This is a genomic window from Streptomyces sp. NPDC089424, assembly GCF_044749345.1.
Classification (GTDB): Bacteria; Actinomycetota; Actinomycetes; order Streptomycetales; family Streptomycetaceae; genus Streptomyces.
Genome location: NZ_JBIVHU010000001.1, coordinates 987,294 through 1,004,190, shown reverse-complemented (window position 1 = coordinate 1,004,190; position 16,897 = coordinate 987,294). Strand labels below are relative to the sequence as shown.

Below are 16,897 nucleotides of genomic sequence, written 5' to 3'. Positions count from 1 at the left end.
CTTTCCCGCGCCGTGGGCCTCGACACCGCCTGCGGCGCTACGGGCCACCCTATGCTTCTACTCGCTTGTAGAGAACGGCCGGGCCCTCCCGGTTGTTCCGTCACGGACGCACGTGAAGGAGTGGACGCCGCGATGGTGTTCAAACGGCTGCTCGGTTCGCTCGGCGTGGGCGGGCCCACGGTGGACACGGTCCTCGACCCCGGTCCGGCCCGGCCGGGCGGCGGCCTCTCGGGGACGGTCCGCCTCCAGGGCGGTGACGCCGACTTCGACATCGACCACATCACCCTGGAACTGGTGGCCCGGGTGGAGGCCGAGCACGAGGACGGCGAGAGCGAGGGCGTCGTCGTCTTCGACCGGTTCACCGTCGCAGGGGACTTCCGGCTGGCGGCGGGCGAGCGGCGCAACGTGCCGTTCACGGTCACGCTGCCGTGGGAGACGCCGGTGACCGAGCTGTACGGACAGCCGCTCGGTGTCGTCCTCGGGGTACGGACCGGGACGGCGGTGGCCGGCGCCAAGGACAAGGGCGACCTGGACCAGCTGACCGTCGGTCCGCTCCCGGCGCAGGAGGCGATCCTGGAGGCCTTCGGGCAGCTCGGGTTCGGTTTCCGCTCGGCAGACCTGGAGTACGGCCGGATCGGCGGCACCGGGCAGCGGCTGCCGTTCTACCAGGAGATCGAGCTCGCCCCCGCCCCGCGCCTCGCCGACCGGGTGAACGAGATCGAGCTGACCTTCCTGGCCTCGACCGCGGGCGTGGAGGTGGTCCTGGAGGCCGACAGGCGCGGCGGCCTCTTCTCCCAGGGCCACGACGCCCTGACCCGCTTCACCGTCGGGCACCAGGACGCACGGGACTGGAACGCCGCAGTGGAGGGGTGGATCGGGCAGTTGCTCGGACGCCGTGCGGCACACGGCTCGCACGCCCCGCACGGGCACGAAGGACACCACCACCCCGGCCCCGGCACGGGCAGTGCCGTGGCGGCCGGCGCGGCCGGGCTCGCGGTGGGCGTGGTCGGCGGCATGGTCGCCGCCGAAGTCGTCGACGAGGCGGGCGACTTCTTCGAGGGTGACGACGAGGAGGCGTGACCGCGTCCGGGTCGCCCCCGGACTGCCGCGGCGGCGTTCACAAGGGCGTCGCGGCGTGCAGGATGAAGGCAAGCGTCACGGCGGAGTTCGCGGACGACATCGCGGAGGCCGCCGTCCCGGCGGCGGCCGTCCACGCGGCCACCCCCACGGCGGTGAACGCGGAGGGCCAGGTGCGCGTCGCGGGCGCGGGCCCCAGCAGCGCCGCGACCCGGCGCGGCACGGGTCCGGACGCGGCGAACCCCGCGACACCGGGCAGCGGCGTACCAGGCGGGACCAGGGCCGCCCTGCCGATCGCGCGCGCCACGGTCCGGCGGTCACCGATCGCCTGGGCCGCCTCCTCGTCCGCCCACCGCTCCGTCGTGTACGACACCGTCGTGCGCAGCGGACGCAGGAACGGGTTGGCGCGCGCCGCAAGCCCGGCGACGAGCAGGAACCGGTGATGACGTGCGGCCAGGTGGGCCCGCTCGTGGGCGAACAGGGCGCGCCGCTCGGCGGGGCGCAGCGCCCGCAGCAGTGCCGTGCTGACCACGATCCGGTCGCGGGCGCCGCCGGGCAGGGCGTGGGCGTAGGGCAGGTCGTCGGGCAGGACCGCGACCTGTGTGACGGGCAGGCCGGCCAGGGCGCGGTGCGCGCGGCGGCGCCTGCACCGGTGCCGTCCCAGCGTGCCGGCGCACGCCACGGCGACGGCCAGCAGGGCGGGGATCGCCGCCTTGCCTGCCACCTCGTCGTAGGGGACGGCCGCGCGGACCTCGGGGTCGGACCAGCCGTCCGGCAGCGGGTTGCCGGGGAGTTGGGCGGTGCCGACCACCATCAGCAGTCCCAGGCACAGCGTGCTGCACGCGGCCATGACGCCGGCCATCACCGTCAGCAGCCGGGTCGCGAGACGCGGGTGGAGGTGGTGCTCGGCGAGCCGCGCGATCGGCCACGCGGTGAGCGGCAGCACCAGCGGCAGGAAGACGAAGACCCCCATGCGGCCTCAGTCTTCCCCTTCGTCCTTGGCCCGCTCCAGCAGGTCCCGCAGCAGCCGCTCGTCCTCCGGCGCGAGGGCGGTCACGAAGCTCGCGAGCACCGCCTCGCGGTCCTGCTCGGCGTCCAGCACCTTGCGCATCTTCCGGGCCGCGAGGCCCGCCTCGTCCGAGGCCGGCGTCCAGGCGAAGGACCGCCCGATCCGCTCACGGGTCACCGCACCCTTGGCCAGCAGCCGGGTCAGGATCGTGATCACCGTGGTGTAGGCGAGGTCACCGCCGAGCCGCTGCCGCACCCAGCCGGCGGTCGCGGGCCCGTCCGCCTCCCGCAGGGCGGCCAGGACCTGCACCTCCAGCTCGCCCTGCCCCCGTCGCCGGGGGCCCCGGTGATCCGTCACGCCCTGTCTCCCTTCCGCTGCCGCGCACTTCACGGGCGGTCCATCGTACGGACACCCGGCCTCTTCCCCGCCCACCGGCCTTCTACAGTGCTGTAGATTCCAGGTATGTTCGGACTGAGTGAACTCGCCGTCGTACTCATCGTCGTCATAGCCGTCCTCGCTGCCAAGAAGCTTCCCGAACTGACCCGCTCGGCGGGCACGTCGGCGCGCATCCTGAAGGCGGAGGCAAGGGCGGCGGGAGAGCGGCCGGACCAGGCGGGCGACCAGGCCGCGCCCCGGGTCGTCCAGGGCGAGGTCGTCACCCCCGCCGGCCAGGAGTCCCGCCCTCCGTCCTCCGGCCGGTGAGCCCCGCAGCGCTGACGGGCGCCGCCCGGACCGGCCTCACGGCGTCACGGGCATCGCGAGGTACTGGTACTCGAGGAACTCGTCGATCCCGACCCGGCCGCCCTCGCGGCCCAGCCCGGACTGCTTGACCCCGCCGAAGGGCGCCGCCGGGTTGGAGACGAGGCCGGTGTTGAGCCCCACCATGCCGACGTCCAGGCTCTCGCTGACGCGCAGCGCACGGTCGAGGCCCGCCGTGTAGACGTAACCGACCAGTCCCCAGGGCGTGTCGTTGGCGCGCCGGACGACCTCCTCCTCGTCGTCGAAGGTGAGGATCGCGGCGACCGGGCCGAAGATCTCCGTGGCCATCAGACGGCTGTCCGGGGCGACGTCCATGAGCACGGTCGGCGGGTAGAAGCAGCCCGGCCCCTGCGGCGTACGGCCGCCGACGAGCACCCGGGCGCCGCGCTCCACCGCGTCGGCGACCAGCCGCTCGACCTTGGCGCGGCCTGCGGCGTCGATGAGCGGGCCCACGTCCACGCCCTCCTGGGTGCCGGGGCCCACGACGAGCGCCCCCATCCGTGCGGCGAGCCGCTGCCCGAACTCCTCGGCCACCGACCGGTGGACGAAGAAGCGGTTGGCGGCCGTGCAGGCCTCCCCCATGTTGCGCATCTTGGCGACCGTCGCGCCCTCCACGGCCGCGTCGAGGTCCGCGTCCTCGAAGACGACGAACGGCGCGTTCCCGCCCAGCTCCAACGAGGCGCGGACGACGGTGTCGGCGCACTGGGCGAGCAGCAGCCGCCCGACCTGGGTGGAGCCGGTGAAGGACAGCTTGCGCACCCGGCCGCCGCGCAGGAGGGGCTCGCACACCTCACCGGCCCGGGAGGTGGTCACGACGTTCAGCACGCCGTCGGGCAGCCCGGCCTCCTTCAGGATCGCGGCGACGGCGAGGCTGGAGAGCGGGGTCTGCGGCGCCGGTTTGAGCACCGCCGTGCAGCCGGCCGCGAGCGCGGGACCGATCTTGCGGGTGCCCATGGCCAGGGGGAAGTTCCACGGGGTGATCAGCAGGCAGGGGCCGACGGGACGGCGGGAGAGCAGCATGCGGTTGCGGCCGTCGGGCAGGATCCCGTGGCCGCCGTCGATGCGGACGGCCTCCTCCGAGAACCAGCGGAAGAACTCCGCCGCGTACGCCACCTCGCCCCTGGCCTCCGCCAGCGGCTTGCCCATCTCGGAGGTCATCAGCCGGGCGAGCTCGTCGGTGCGGCCGAGGATGATCTCGTAGGCGCGGCGCAGGATCTCGCTGCGGCGCCGGGGTGCCGTGCGCGCCCACTCCGGCTGGGCCCGTACCGCCGCGTCCTCGGCCAGGCGTGCGTCCTTGGGCCCCGCGTCGGCGACATGGGCGACGGTCTCGCCGGTGGCGGGGTCCTCGACGGGCATGGTGGCGCCGTCGGCGGCGTCCACCCAGGTGCCGCCGATGAACAGCTGCTTGCGTACGTCCCAGGTCATGAGGGCTCTCCTGATCGGTCGGCGGCGGGGTCGAGCAGTTGGGCGAGATGGACGGCGTGGATCTCGCGGTCAGCGGCGAGGTGGCCGATCTGGGTGGCGCAGCTGAAGCCGTCGGCGACGACCACGGCGGGCCCGTCGGCGGGGAGTTCGCGCAGGCGGGGCGTGAGCGCCAGGCCGGCGACGGCCATCGAGGTGTCGTAGTGCCGTTCCTCGAAGCCGAAGTCGCCCGCGAGGCCGCAGCAGCCCTCTGCCTCGTCGACCTGCCCGGCGCCGAGCCGCCGCAGCAGGTCCGCGGGGCGGCGTCCGGGGAAGGTCGCGTACTCGTGGCAGTGCGTCTGCAGGACCACCCTGTCCGGCAGGGGCGGCGGGGCCCAGTCGGGGGCCGCCAGGTCGGTCAGGGCCGCGGTGAGGGTGTGGACGCGGACCGCGACGCGCCGCGCGGCGTCGGTGCCGAGGAGTTCGGGGACGTCGCTCCTCAGGGTGGCGGCACAGCTGGGCTCGGCCACGACGACGGGCGACTCGTCGCCGGTGTCCAGGCGGGCGACGGTGCGCGCCATGACCCGCCGGGCGATGGCCAGTTGACCGGTACCGACCCAGGTCAGCCCGCAGCACAGGCCCGTACGGGGCGTGCAGGGGACGCCCGCGTCGTGCAGCACGCGGCGCGCCGCTCCCGCCACCTCGGGGCGGAAGGCGCGGGTGAAGCTGTCGACGAGGAGGACGGCCCTCGCGGGTTCGTCGCTGTCCGCCCCGCGCAGGGCCTCGCGCAGGGCGCGCCGGGAGGCGAGGGCGGGGATCGCACGGCGGGTCGTCAAGCCCCCGAGGCGGGCGAGCTGCCCGGCCAGCGGACCGCGCAGCAGCGCGTTGAGCGGGCGGGCGGCGTGCCCGGCCAGGGCGGAGGTCAGGGGCAGCCAGCCCAGGGTGTAGTGCGAGCGGGGCCGGAGCCGGTGCCGGTAGTGGCGGTGCAGGAACTCCGCCTTGTACGTCGCCATGTCGACGCCCACCGGGCAGTCGGCGGCGCACGCCTTGCACGACAGACACAGGTCGAGGGCGTCCCTGACCTCGGCGGAGCGCCAGCCGTCCGGGACCGTCCGCCCGCGCAGCATCTCCTGGAGCAGGCGGGCCCGGCCCCGGGTGGAGTGCCGCTCCTCACCGGTGGCCCGGTAGCTGGGGCACATCACGCCGCCCGTCCCGGCGCGGCAGCGGCCGACGCCGACGCAGCGACGGACCGCGCCCGCGAAGCCGTCCGCGTCGTGGGGGTAGGTGAACTCGGTTCCCACGGGCGTGATCTGATGCAGCGCCAGGTCGGCGTCGAGCCGCGCGGGAGCCACCACGACTCCCGGGTTGAGCAGCCCCTCCGGGTCGAAGGCCGCCTTGAAGGCGGCGAACGCACCGCGCAGCCGGGGACCGTACATGACCTCCAGCAGCTCGCCGCGCGCCCGTCCGTCGCCGTGCTCGCCGGACAGCGTGCCGCCGTGGGCGACCACCAGCTCGGCCGCGGCGCGCAGGAAGCGGCGGGTGGCGGTGCGGCCGGCGTCCGTGACCAGGTCGAAGTCGACGCGCACATGGACGCAGCCGGCACCGAAGTGGCCGTACAGCACACCGGTCAGCGCGTGCGCCGCGAGCAGGGCGCGGAAGTCCCGCAGATAGGCCGCCAGATCGCCGGGAGCGACCGCGGCGTCCTCCCAGCCGGGCCACGACTCCCCGCCGTCGACCAGTCGGGCGGCCAGTCCGGCGCCGTCCTCGCGGACCCGCCACAGCGCGCGCCGCTCGGCCGGACTCGCGACGACGCGACCGCCGGTCATGCGGCCGCGGGCCTTGAGCGCGTCGAGGAGTCCGGCCGCCCGCGCGGTGACCGCCGCCTCGTCGTCGCCGTCGAGTTCGACGTACAGCCAGGCACGGCCCTCGGGGAGCCCGGTGACGGAACCGGGACCCCGGCGGGCGCGCATGGTGGCGACGATCGCCTCGTCCATGCCCTCCACCGCGGTGGGCGTGTGGCGCAGGATCTCGGGGACGTCCTCGGCGGCGTCGACGACGTCGTCGTAGCCGAGGGTGAGCAGCGCGGTCGCCGCAGGGGTCGCGACGAGCCGGACGGTCGCCGCCGTGACGACGGCGCAGGTGCCCTCCGTGCCGACGAGGGCGCGGGCCATGTCGAAGCCGTTCTCCGGCAGCAGCCGGTGCAACGGGTAGCCGGAGACCTGGCGGGGGATGCGGCCGAGTTCGGTGCGGATCGCGGCGAGGTCGTCCTCGACCAGGCGCCGGACGTCGGCCGCCAGCCGGGCCACCCGGTCGGCGTCCGAGGGGTCCGTCGCGTGCAGCCCGGTGTGGTCGGCCACGGCGCGCAGCCCCCCGGCGGTGACGATCTCCAGGGACTCGACATGGTCGCTGGTCCGGCCGTGCCGTACCGACCGGTTGCCGCACGCGTCGTTGCCGATCATGCCGCCCAGCGTGCAGCGGCTGTGCGAGGACGGGTCCGGGCCGAAGGTGAGTCCGTGCTCGCCGGCCGCGTCCCGCAGGTCGTCGAGCACCGCTCCGGCCTCGATGCGCGCGGTGCGTGCCACCGGGTCGACGTGCAGGATCCGGTTCATGTGCCGGGAGAGGTCCAGGACCATACCCGGCCCCACGGCGTTGCCCGCCATGCTGGTGCCGCCGCCCCGCGCGGTGACCGGGACGCCCTCGCTCCGGCAGGCCGCGAGTACCGCGCGGACGTCGTCGGCGGAGCGCGGGAAGGCCACGGCCACCGGTGGGACACGGTAGTTGGAGGCGTCGTAGGCGTACGGGCCGGTGGCGCCCGGGCCGGTATCCACGCGCAGGCCGGGCGCGCTCCCGGCGAGGCGGGCGGCCGTCCGCCTCCCGGCCGCCGTGGTCATCGCCGCGCCGCTTCGGACGTTCCGGCCTCCACCGCCGCCGCCCATGCCCGAAGGCCCTCGTCGATCTCCGTCCCGTCGACGACGAGGGCCGGGATCATCCGCACGACCTGGTTCCAGGCGCCGCACAGCAGCAGGAGCAGCCCTTCGTCGACCGCGGCGCGCTGCACGCGGGCGGCGGTCCCGGGGTCGGGGCCGCCGTCCTCGGTGACGAACTCGGTGCCCAGCATCAGCCCGAGCCCCCGTACGTCGCCGATGCCCGGTGTCCGCCCCGCCACCGCCTCCAGGCCCTGGCGCAGCCGCAGACCCATCGCCTCGGCGTTCTCGACGAGCTTCTCGTCGCGTACGACGTCGAGGGTGGCGCAGGCCGCCGCGCAGGCCACGGCGTTGGCGCCGTAGGTGCCGCCCTGCGAGCCGGGCCACGCCTTGCGCATCAGTTCCTCGGGGGCGGCGATGCCGGACAGCGGGAAGCCGCTCGCCAGGCCCTTGGCGGTGACGAGGATGTCGGGTGCGACGCCGAAGTGGTCGTGGCCCCAGAAGCGTCCGGTGCGGCCCACGCCGGTCTGCACCTCGTCGAGGATCAGCAGGAAGCCGTGCCGGTCCGCCCGCTCCCGCAGGCCTTCGAGGAAGGCGCGGGTCGCGGGCACGTATCCGCCCTCGCCGAGCACGGGTTCGACGATGACGGCGGCCGTGTCGGCCGGGGACGAGATCGTCTGGAGGGTGTAGTCGAGTTCCTTCAGGGCGAAGTCGGTCGCCGTCCCCTCGTCCCAGCCGTAGCGGTAGGCCGTCGGGAACGGGGTGACGACGACACCGCTCATCAGGGGGGAGAAGCCGGAGCGGAAGCGGACGCCGGACGTCGTCATCGCGGCGGCGGCGACCGTACGGCCGTGGAAACCGCCGTGGCAGACCAGGATGTTGGGCCGGCCGGTGGCCTGGCGGGCCAGCCGCAGCGCCGCCTCGACGGCCTCGCTGCCGGAGTTGGTGAAGAACAGGCTGTCCAGGCCGTCGGGCAGCACCTCGCCCAGTTTGCCGACCAGGTTGCGCAGCGGACGGTGCATGACGGTCGTGTACTGGCCGTGGACGAGCGTGCCCACCTGCTCACGCGCCGCCGCCACGACCCGGGGGTGGCAGTGCCCGGTGCTGGTGACGCCGATGCCGGCGGTGAAGTCGAGATAGCGGCGGCCGTCCTCGCCGTAGAGGTGAACGCCCTCGCCCCGGACCGCCGTGACGGGCGTGGCCTGGCGAAGGTGCGGCGACAGTGCGGTCATGGTCGTCTCCCGGCCGATGCGTTGCGGACTGCTCCGACCCTTCGAGCGTCGCGGCCGGTCGCGGGCGCGGACAATGCCTGATCTGTCCGGTGCGGACCCGGAGTCCGGACGTTGTGTCCACCGCGCGGGGCGGATCCCGGCTCCTGGGCGCGGCGCCGCGCACGGGGGCAGCTCTTGCCACAGGTCAGTGCCGGTTGTCAGAGTGTCCGCACGGGCAGGGAGGCAGGATGAGCCGGAGTGCCGCACCCAGTGAACCGCCGGACGGGCCCATGGCGGACGACGGACGACCGGGTGACGGCACGTCAGGGAGCGGCCGCGTCCTCACGGTCGCCGGCGTCCTGGCGCTTCCCGTGCTCGCGGCCGGCCTGCCCCAGGTGGTCACCGGCGCCGTGCGCCTGGACAGTCCGGTGCGCTGGGTGCACATCACCGAACTCACCGACCCCGCCTCCTTCCTCAAGGGCGGCGAACTCGTCCTGACCACCGGCATGCCGCTGCCCGAGGACACGGCGGGCATCCGCCGCTACGTCGACGAACTCGCCGACGTCGGTGCCGCTGCCCTGGTGATCGAACTCGTACGGCGCTACCACCGGCCGCCCGAGGCCCTCGTGGCGGCCTGCCGTGCACGGGACCTGCCGCTCGTCACCCTGGCCAGGGACGTCAACTTCCTTGAGGTCACGCAGGTCGTGCACGCCCTCCTCCTCGGCAATCAGGCGGACGCGATCCGCCGGACCCAGCGCATCCACGAGGCGTTCACCGCGCTGACCCTGCGGGGCGCGGGACCCGGGGACGTCGTACGGGCGGCGGCGGAGATGAGCGGCCGCACGGTCGTCCTGGAGAACCTGGTGCACCAGGCCCTGATCTGCGAGCCCTCCGGCAGCACCGTGGAGGAGGCGCTCACCGGCTGGGAGCGGCGGTCCCGGTCGACTCCCCCGGCCGATCACCCCCGGACGGGCGGGCCCGAGGGCTGGCTGGTGGCGCCGGTGGCGTACCAGGGCGAACGGTGGGGGCGCGTCGCCATGCTGCCGCCCCCGTCGGGCACAGCGGGCGCGGGCGCGGCGAGCGCCTTCTCGCCCGCGGACGTCACCGTCCTGGAGCGCACGGCGATGGCCCTCACCATCGCCCGACTGATCCACGCCACACCCTGGGAGCGCACCGCCCACCGCGGCGCGCTGCGCGACCTCGCCGAGCAGCGCCACCACTCCCCCGAGGACGCCCGCGCCCGCTTCGCCGCACTGGGACTGCCCACCGAGGGAGCGGTCTACGTGGCGGTCCTGGCGGACGGGGGGACGGGCTGCGACGAGGCCGGGCTGGAGAGCAGGCTGTCCCGGGAGGTCACGACGCTGGGCGTGCCGGCCCTCGTCGGCGCGACGGCCCCCGGCCGGGTCGGCGTCCTGCTGGCCCCGCGACCGTCGCAGCGATGGCGGTCCACCGCCGAGCGGCTGAGCCGCGTGGTGCTGGCCGCGCACCCCGAAGCGGTGGTGAGCGCGGGCCCGGAGGTCACCCGGCTCGCCGACGCCGCCCGCTCCCTGCGCGCGGCGGCCCGCGTGGCCGAGGCCGCGCTGCCCGGCCGGCCGCTCCCGGACGGCAGGTCGTTCCACGAACAGTCCGACATCGGGCTGCGCCATCTGCTGTTCGCGCTCCGCGCGGACACGAGGGTCCAGGACTTCGCCGAACGGCGCCTCGGCCCGCTCGTCGACCACGACACCCGGCACGGCACCGATCTCCTGACGACGCTGCGCCACTACCTGGAGGCGGCGGGCAGCAAGACCACCACCGCCCGCCGCGGCAACCTGTCCCGCGAGACGGTCTACCAGCGGCTGCGCACCATCGAGCGGGTCCTCGACTGCGACCTCGCGTCGGGCGAGGAGCGCACCGAACTGCACACGGCGCTGACCGCCCTCGACGTCCTGCGGCTCGGGTGACGCCGAGGCCCGAAGGACGCCGCTAGGGCCTGTCTGACAATTCGCGTCGTCGCCCGGAGGGCGGCCGGACGGCGTCAGGTGCGTGCTCTCGGTGCGCCGGGCCCTGACCCGCGTACTGGACGTACTCGGGTCAGGGCCCGGTGCGGCGAGAGTGCGCGCATGGCGCCGTCCGGCAGACGGGAATTGTCAGACAGGCCCTAGGTCCGCGCGGTCTCGTCGGGGTGCAGGGCGTCGAGGACGAGGGTGAGGCCGAAGCCGAACTCGTCGGCGTGGTCGTAGCCCGGTTCCAGGACGTGCTCGGTGGCCAGTTCGGCCAGGTGCGGGTAGGTGTCGGCGGGCATCTCGCGCAGGATCGCGCCCGCGACCTGGTCCAGTTCCGCGGCGCCCGTGAACGGCAGGCTCAGTTCCTGGAGCACGAAGCCGTAGAGATAGCTGTCGATCAGCGAGACGGCGTGCGCGGTCATGGCGACGGAGAATCCCGCGGCGCGCAACGCGCCGATGACGGCGTCGTGGTGGCGCAGGGTCGCCGGGCCGGGCCGGGAGCGGGAGTCCATCAGGCCGACGGCCCACGGGTGGCGCCGCAGGGCGGCACGGGCGGAGAGCGCGCGGTGGCGCATGGCGCTCTTCCAGTCCGTGTCGCGCGGCGGCAGATCGATCTCGCCGAACACGGCGTCCACCATCCCGTCGAGGATCTCCTCCCTGCCCGCCACGTGGTGGTAGAGCGACATCGCCTCGACGCCCAGCGCCCCGGCGACCGCCCGCATGGTGAGCGAGGCCGAGCCCTTCTCGTCCGCCACCGCGACGGCCGCACGGATCACGCGCTCACGACTGAGCGGGGTGCGCGCCGACACCCCGCGCCGGCCCTTGTCGCCCTCGCCCATCTGCCCCTCCCTGTCCGCCTGTTGCCCGCCCGTTGACTGCCTTACAGCATACGGCTAGCGTACCTTACTAAGTAAGGTCGGCGATCGGTGGAGGGGGCTCACCATGGGGACGGATCAGGTGGAGCGGGCGGACCGCGTGACGAAGGTCTGCATCGTCGGGGCCTCGGGCAAGCTCGGCCGCTACATGGTCGGGCACGCCCTGGACCGCGGCTACGAGGTGGTCGGCGTGTGCAGGGAGGCCAGCGTGCCCAAACTGGCCGCGTTCGAAGGGCGGATGACCGTCGTCCCGGGCCACACGAACGATCCCGAGGTGATCCGGCGGGCGGTCGCCGGGTGCGACGGAGTGCTGACGGTGCTGGTGCCCTGGGGCGTGCGGCAGTACTCGTCGGGCACGGCCCAGGCGGTGCTCGACCACGCGCGTCCCGGTGCGCGGCTGGTCTTCTCCTGCGGCTGGCACATCACGCGCGACGGCAAGGACAGGTACTCGCGGCTGTTCACCCTGGGCGTCCGGATCGCCGCCGTGCTCGGCAGGCTCGTCCGCGCCGTCGAGATCGACGACCAGGTGGAGGCGTGCCGACGGGTGTTCGCGAGCGGCACGCGGTGGACCGTGGTGCGCGGCAGCAGCCTGGAGGAGGGCGAGAGCCAGGGCCTGCCGGTGTGGAGCCGGCACGTGGGCGACCCCGTGCTGGCCGGCAACCTCACGCGCCGGGTGGACTTCGCGCTGTTCATGGTGGCGGCGCTCACCGACGACAGCCTCGTCCAGGAGGCCCCGGCGATCGTCGGCCGCCGCACCCCGAGCGCCCTCGCCCACGCCGGTGAACCGCACGACCACGCCTAGGACCGGTCACGAACCGTTCCCGGCGGGGCGGGCCGAAGACCCGTAGGTGCTCCGGCCCGCCCCGGGTGCCACGCGCCGCCCGGCGGCCCCATCGGGCCGTGCTTACGCCGGGTCGATACGGAAGACGCTGCCTCCGATGGCGAGCACGTACAGTTCGCCGTTGCCGCCCTGCGCCAGGGAGATGACCTCGCCGCCGTTGGCTCCGAGGTCGTGCACGGCCGTCACCTTGCCGTCCTTCAACTGCAGGGAGCGGACGGTCCCGTCGCAGTAGTCGCTGTACACGTACTGCCCCTTGAGGGCCGGGATCGCCTTGCCCCGGTAGACGAAGCCGCCGGTCACCGAGCAGCCGAAGTTGGCGCGGTCGTACTCGTGGATCGGCGGCACGTGGTTCGCGGGCTCGGTGCCGCCACGGAAGGGATGGGTGCCCTCCATCTGGCCCCAGCCGTAGTTCTCGCCGCCCTTGCTGCCGGCCGGGGCGCGGTCGATCTCCTCCCAGTCGTTCTGGCCGACGTCACCGATGAAGAGGTCGCCGGTGCCCGAGTCGAAGGAGAATCGCCACGGGTTGCGCAGCCCGTACGCCCAGATCTCGTCCCGCGCGTTCGGGTCGTTCACGAACGGGTTGTCCGGCGGGATCGCGTACGGCTTGCCGCCCCTCGGGTCGATCCGCAGGAGCTTGCCGAGCAGGGTGCCGAGGTTCTGCCCGTTGCCGTGCGGGTCGCCGCCGGAGCCCCCGTCGCCGAGCGCGATGTAGAGGTATCCGTCGGGGCCGATCTTGATGTCGCCGCCGTTGTGGTTGGAATAGGGCTGCGTCTGGGTGAGCACCGTACGCCGCGTGTGCGGCTGGATCCTGCCGTTCCGTACGGCGAACTCGTCCACGGTGCTGGTGCCTTCGAGGTTCGTGAACGAGATGTAGAAGTGGGCGAAGCGCTTGTCGAACGCGATGCCCAGCAGCCCGCGTTCGCCGTCGACGGTGGTCTCGGCGGAGATGTCGAGGACGGGCTTGCCGAGCCCCTTGTCGCCCAGGACCCTGACCCGGCCTGCGCGTTCGGCGACCCAGAGCCTGCCGCCCGGTCCGGCGGCGCCGGCGATCGGATTCTGGGCCGTGGCCACGTTCTTGAGGGTGACCGTCGCCGCCTGCCGTGGGGCGGCCGGCTCGTCGGCCGATGCCGCCGTCAGGGCGAGGGAGGCGACGAGACAGATGGTGCCGATGATCGCTGTGCTTCTGGTGCGAACTCTCACCGAGATCCTCCTGGAGGCGGTGCACCGGCAGGTCACGCACGGCTGGTACGCGTCGTGGGGTGCCGTCCGCGCCGGCACGCGACCTGTGGGGGGTGGGGTGTGCGACTGGCTACAGGTGAGGGTACTGGGGCGACCCCGTTTGGTATAGACCAACCGCGCCGGAAGCCGCGGACCAGTCGCGGCGGAGCGGCGGTCGCGCGACCGACCCGGTCGCGACCGCGCGCCTAGGATGGTTTCCACAGGCCCGGTCCGGGGTGCCATGGCGCGTCCCACGGTCGCCGTCGTCGACGCCCCGCGAGAGAGGGGGTCGCCATGGGCGCCTCACGCCTGAGCAGTACGCCGCTGCCGGGAATCGGCGTCCGATACGACCTGACCACGCGCGAGCGGCGCCGCCTGTCGGTGGTCGCGCACCGCGACGGGGAACGCACCCTCAGCACGTACCGCAGGGACGACCCGGACGACTGCGCCCTGTCCGTACGGCTCACCGCCGAGGAGGCCGCCGCCCTCGTCGACGCGCTGCTGCCCGAGCACCACGCGCCGAACCTGCTCTCCCCGGCCGGCCTCGGCCTGGTCGCCGAGCGGCTCGAACTGCCGGGGAGCTCGCACTGGAACGGACGGCTGCTCGGCGAGACCCGGCTGCGCACCACCACCGGCGCCTCGATCGTGGCCGTGCTGCGCCGGGCCGAGGCGATCCCCTCCCCCACGCCGCAGTTCCGGCTGGCCGGCGGAGACACGCTGATCGTGATCGGCACCCGCGAGGGCGTGGAGGCGGCCGCCGGGACACTCGGGCAGGAGTGAGCCGCCGTGCACTCCTCGACCGTGTTCCTGATCGAGTTCGGGGCGATCATCCTCGCCCTGGGGTTGCTGGGCCGGTTCGCGGGCCGGCTCCGCTTCTCCCCCATACCGCTGTATCTGCTGGCCGGGCTGGCGTTCGGCAGGGGCGGGCTGCTTCCGCTGGGCGCGAGCGAGGAGTTCATCGCCGTGGGCGCCGAGATCGGCGTCATCCTGCTGCTGCTCATGCTCGGCCTGGAGTACACGGCCAGCGACCTCGTCACCAACCTCAAGGCGCACTACCCGGCCGGCGTGGTCGACTGCGTCCTCAACGCGCTGCCGGGCGCCGCGCTGGCGCTGCTGCTCGGCTGGGGCCCGGTCGCGGCCGTCGTCCTGGCGGGCGTCACCTGGATCTCGTCCTCGGGTGTGATCGCCAAGATCCTCGGCGACCTGGGCCGGATCGGCAACCGCGAGACGCCCGTCGTCCTCAGCATCCTGGTCCTCGAAGACCTCTCCATGGCCGTCTACCTGCCGATCCTGACCGCCCTGGTGGCGGGCATCGGCCTCGCGGCCGGTGGGGTCACCCTGGCCATCGCGCTCGGCGCCGCGTCCCTCGTCCTCGTCCTCGCGGTGCGCTACGGCCGGCACATCTCCCGTTTCGTCTCCAGCGACGACCCGGAGAAACTGCTGCTGGTCGTCCTGGGACTGACCCTGCTGATCGCCGGCCTCGCCCAGCAGGTGCAGGTGTCCGCGGCGGTGGGCGCCTTCCTGGTCGGCATCGCGCTCTCGGGCGAGGTGGCCGAGGGCGCGTACAGCCTGCTCGCACCGCTGCGCGATCTGTTCGCCGCCGTCTTCTTCGTCTTCTTCGGCCTCAACACCGATCCCGCGAGCATCCCGCCGGTGCTGCTGCCCGCCCTCGGCCTGGCCGTCGTCACCGCGCTGACGAAGATCGCCACCGGCTACTGGGCGGCCGGACGGGCGGGCGTCGGCCCGAGGGCCCGCTGGCGGGCCGGCGGCACGCTGGTGGCCCGCGGCGAGTTCTCCATCGTCATCGCCGGGCTCGCCGTCACCGACGGGATCGAGCCGTCCCTCGGTCCACTGGCCACCGCGTACGTCCTGATCCTGGTCCTGCTCGGCCCCCTCACCGCCCGGTACACCGAGCCGGCCGCCTCGCGGCTCTCCCGGCGGCTCCGCCGCCCGGTGCCGGCGAACGGGAAGGCCGGGACCAGCGGCCGGGAACCGCACGAGCCGCTCGACGACCAGGACAGCGTCGGCCGGGCCTGACGGACGGCCCGTCGGGACGCACGGGACCCGAGACGGACCCCTCCCCCGCCCATGTGACGCAGAACACACCGCAGAGTGCAAAATTTGACCAGTGCAATGATGAATCGGGCCCGCCGGTCCGTACCTCCTGACGTACCAGCCACTCGCGTCAGGAGTCCCCATGCCCGTCTCACCCAGCAAGTTGGGAAGCATCTTCGTGTTCGGCGCGATGGGTCTGACCCTCGCCGCCCTCGCGTACCCGGCCATGCTCGGGATCGAGAACACCGCCGGCTCTCCGGACCGCATCATCGCGAACACGCCCTACGGCCCCCTGACGGAGGCCGACCGTGACTTCGTCGTCAAGGTCCGCTCGGCGGGCCTCTGGGAGTACCCGCTCGGGGAGATGGCCATGGTGCGGGGCACGACGCCGGAGATGAAGGAGGCCGGCGAGCATCTCATCGTCGGGCACGCCAGACTGGACGCCACCTGTCGCAGGATCGCCCCCGAACTGGGCATCACCCTGCCCAACCAGGCGACGCCGCAGCAGCAGCAGTTCGTGGCGACGGTCGACTCGGAGACGGGCAACCAGTTCGACATCACGGCCGTCAACATCATGCGCGTGACCCACGGCCAGATCTTCCCGGCGATCGCCAAGATCCGCGCCAACACCAAGAACACGCTGGTCCGTGCGCTGGCCGACCAGGCCAACGACACCGTCCTCGACCACATCACGGTGCTGGAGAGGACCGGCATGGTCAACTACGAGCAGGTGCAGTTCCAGCAGACCGCGCCGCCGAAGCTGCCCAAGGAGCAGCTGACCCCGCCGCCGCCCCAGCCGGGCTCCCCCATCCTGGCCCTCAAGCCGCGGCCCGACCTCGATGTGAACACCACGTCGCCGACGCCGAACCCGACGCCCGCGGCAGAGGTGGGCTGAACAAGGAGGGGGCGCCCGCGGCCGTGCGGCGAGCTCAGGCGCCGTAGCGCTCGGCCGGGGTGTCCTCCCAGCCGAGCGGGTGCGGGCCCGGGTCGCCCTGGGCCGCCGCGAGGGGCTCTCCGCCCGCCTCGTTGAAGGCGGTGAGCGCGTCGACGAGCCCCGCGCGCTGGTCCGGGTCCAGTCGCTGGACGATCGTCGCGATCTCGGCCCGGCGCCGGGCGGTGACCACGGCGACGGTGCGCCGGCCTTCCTCCGTGAGCTGGAGGAGGGTCTCACGGCGGTTGGCCGGGTTGGTCTGCCGGTCGGCCAGCCCCGCCGCGATCAGCCGGTCGACCATCCGCATCGCCGTCGAGGGGGAGACCTGCAACTGGTCGGCGAGCGCCACCAGCTTGGTGGCGCCGCGGGTGGACAGCACCATCAGCATGCGGAACTGCGGGAGTGTCACCCGTTCCTCGACCTGCGCCAGTGACCGGGCGGAGACCGCCACCAGCAGCCGCGACGCGGTCAGCACCGCGCGGGTGACCGCGTCCACGTCGTCCATGCCCTTCACGGGCTCCTCACGCTCCGCCATGCCTCTTTCTATCGCGCCGGGGCCCACCGGCACGCGCCCTACCGGAGCAGAATTTCCCGGCCCTGGACATCGCGGG

At 73.9% G+C, this 16,897-nt stretch carries 15 protein-coding genes; 7 read left to right on the top strand and 8 right to left on the bottom strand.

Annotated features, from left to right (window positions below):
* Nucleotides 1-132 precede the first annotated feature (132 nt).
* Nucleotides 133-1,080 carry a sporulation protein gene (locus ACIP2X_RS04460; RefSeq protein ID WP_401667333.1) on the top strand — a complete coding sequence of 316 codons (948 nt, stop codon included), beginning with the start codon at nt 133-135 and terminating at the stop codon, nt 1,078-1,080.
* Between the two features lie 37 nt (nt 1,081-1,117).
* On the opposite strand, the gene ACIP2X_RS04455 is transcribed toward ACIP2X_RS04460, so the two are convergent.
* Nucleotides 1,118-2,050: a M56 family metallopeptidase gene (locus ACIP2X_RS04455; protein WP_401667331.1), complete on the bottom strand. Its 933-nt coding sequence runs from the start codon at nt 2,048-2,050 to the stop codon at nt 1,118-1,120.
* Nucleotides 2,051-2,056: 6 nt separating this feature from the next.
* The gene (locus tag ACIP2X_RS04450) at nt 2,057-2,443 is read right to left on the bottom strand and encodes a BlaI/MecI/CopY family transcriptional regulator (protein WP_401667328.1); all 387 of its coding nucleotides are present in this window, start codon (nt 2,441-2,443) and stop codon (nt 2,057-2,059) included.
* 105 nt (nt 2,444-2,548) lie between these two features.
* Between ACIP2X_RS04450 and ACIP2X_RS04445 the strand changes: the two genes are divergently transcribed.
* The gene (locus ACIP2X_RS04445) at nt 2,549-2,788 is read left to right on the top strand and encodes a twin-arginine translocase TatA/TatE family subunit (RefSeq protein ID WP_401667326.1); all 240 of its coding nucleotides are present in this window, start codon (nt 2,549-2,551) and stop codon (nt 2,786-2,788) included.
* 36 nt (nt 2,789-2,824) lie between these two features.
* On the opposite strand, the gene ACIP2X_RS04440 is transcribed toward ACIP2X_RS04445, so the two are convergent.
* From ACIP2X_RS04440 to ACIP2X_RS04430, 3 genes are read right to left on the bottom strand one after another with little or no spacing between them, the layout of a single operon-like run.
* Nucleotides 2,825-4,270 carry an NAD-dependent succinate-semialdehyde dehydrogenase gene (locus ACIP2X_RS04440; RefSeq protein ID WP_401667324.1) on the bottom strand — a complete coding sequence of 482 codons (1,446 nt, stop codon included), beginning with the start codon at nt 4,268-4,270 and terminating at the stop codon, nt 2,825-2,827.
* Nucleotides 4,267-7,137 (bottom strand): FAD-binding and (Fe-S)-binding domain-containing protein, encoded by a 2,871-nt coding sequence (locus ACIP2X_RS04435; protein ID WP_401667322.1) that lies wholly within the window; start codon nt 7,135-7,137, stop codon nt 4,267-4,269. Before ACIP2X_RS04435 ends, ACIP2X_RS04440 begins: the two co-directional genes overlap by 4 nt.
* Nucleotides 7,134-8,402, bottom strand: coding sequence for an aspartate aminotransferase family protein (locus ACIP2X_RS04430; protein WP_401667319.1), 1,269 nt, complete (start codon nt 8,400-8,402; stop codon nt 7,134-7,136). Before ACIP2X_RS04430 ends, ACIP2X_RS04435 begins: the two co-directional genes overlap by 4 nt.
* Nucleotides 8,403-8,671: 269 nt before the next feature.
* Between ACIP2X_RS04430 and ACIP2X_RS04425 the strand changes: the two genes are divergently transcribed.
* Nucleotides 8,672-10,324: a PucR family transcriptional regulator gene (locus ACIP2X_RS04425; RefSeq protein WP_401668858.1), complete on the top strand. Its 1,653-nt coding sequence runs from the start codon at nt 8,672-8,674 to the stop codon at nt 10,322-10,324.
* 197 nt (nt 10,325-10,521) lie between these two features.
* Here the strand turns inward: ACIP2X_RS04425 and ACIP2X_RS04420 are convergent, their stop codons facing one another.
* Nucleotides 10,522-11,205 carry a TetR/AcrR family transcriptional regulator gene (locus ACIP2X_RS04420; RefSeq protein ID WP_401667316.1) on the bottom strand — a complete coding sequence of 228 codons (684 nt, stop codon included), beginning with the start codon at nt 11,203-11,205 and terminating at the stop codon, nt 10,522-10,524.
* Between the two features lie 103 nt (nt 11,206-11,308).
* Here ACIP2X_RS04420 and ACIP2X_RS04415 point away from each other — a divergent pair, with 103 nt between their 5' ends.
* Nucleotides 11,309-12,043, top strand: a complete 735-nt coding sequence (locus tag ACIP2X_RS04415) for an NAD(P)-dependent oxidoreductase (protein WP_401667314.1) — start codon at nt 11,309-11,311, stop codon at nt 12,041-12,043.
* 102 nt (nt 12,044-12,145) lie between these two features.
* Here ACIP2X_RS04415 and ACIP2X_RS04410 read toward each other — a convergent pair whose 3' ends face one another.
* Nucleotides 12,146-13,282: a PQQ-dependent sugar dehydrogenase gene (locus ACIP2X_RS04410; RefSeq protein WP_401667312.1), complete on the bottom strand. Its 1,137-nt coding sequence runs from the start codon at nt 13,280-13,282 to the stop codon at nt 12,146-12,148.
* A 312-nt stretch (nt 13,283-13,594) separates the two neighbouring features.
* On the opposite strand from ACIP2X_RS04410, the gene ACIP2X_RS04405 reads away from it, so the two are divergent.
* From ACIP2X_RS04405 to ACIP2X_RS04395, 3 genes are all read left to right on the top strand, one after another.
* Nucleotides 13,595-14,080 carry a cation:proton antiporter regulatory subunit gene (locus ACIP2X_RS04405; protein WP_401667309.1) on the top strand — a complete coding sequence of 162 codons (486 nt, stop codon included), beginning with the start codon at nt 13,595-13,597 and terminating at the stop codon, nt 14,078-14,080.
* Nucleotides 14,081-14,086: 6 nt separating this feature from the next.
* Nucleotides 14,087-15,337 carry a cation:proton antiporter gene (locus ACIP2X_RS04400; RefSeq protein ID WP_401667307.1) on the top strand — a complete coding sequence of 417 codons (1,251 nt, stop codon included), beginning with the start codon at nt 14,087-14,089 and terminating at the stop codon, nt 15,335-15,337.
* 160 nt (nt 15,338-15,497) lie between these two features.
* Nucleotides 15,498-16,250, top strand: a complete 753-nt coding sequence (locus ACIP2X_RS04395) for a DUF4142 domain-containing protein (RefSeq protein WP_401667304.1) — start codon at nt 15,498-15,500, stop codon at nt 16,248-16,250.
* Between the two features lie 34 nt (nt 16,251-16,284).
* Here ACIP2X_RS04395 and ACIP2X_RS04390 read toward each other — a convergent pair whose 3' ends face one another.
* A complete protein-coding gene (locus ACIP2X_RS04390) occupies nt 16,285-16,821 on the bottom strand; it encodes a MarR family winged helix-turn-helix transcriptional regulator (RefSeq protein WP_401667302.1) in 537 nt (178 codons plus the stop codon).
* Nucleotides 16,822-16,897: the final 76 nt, after the last annotated feature.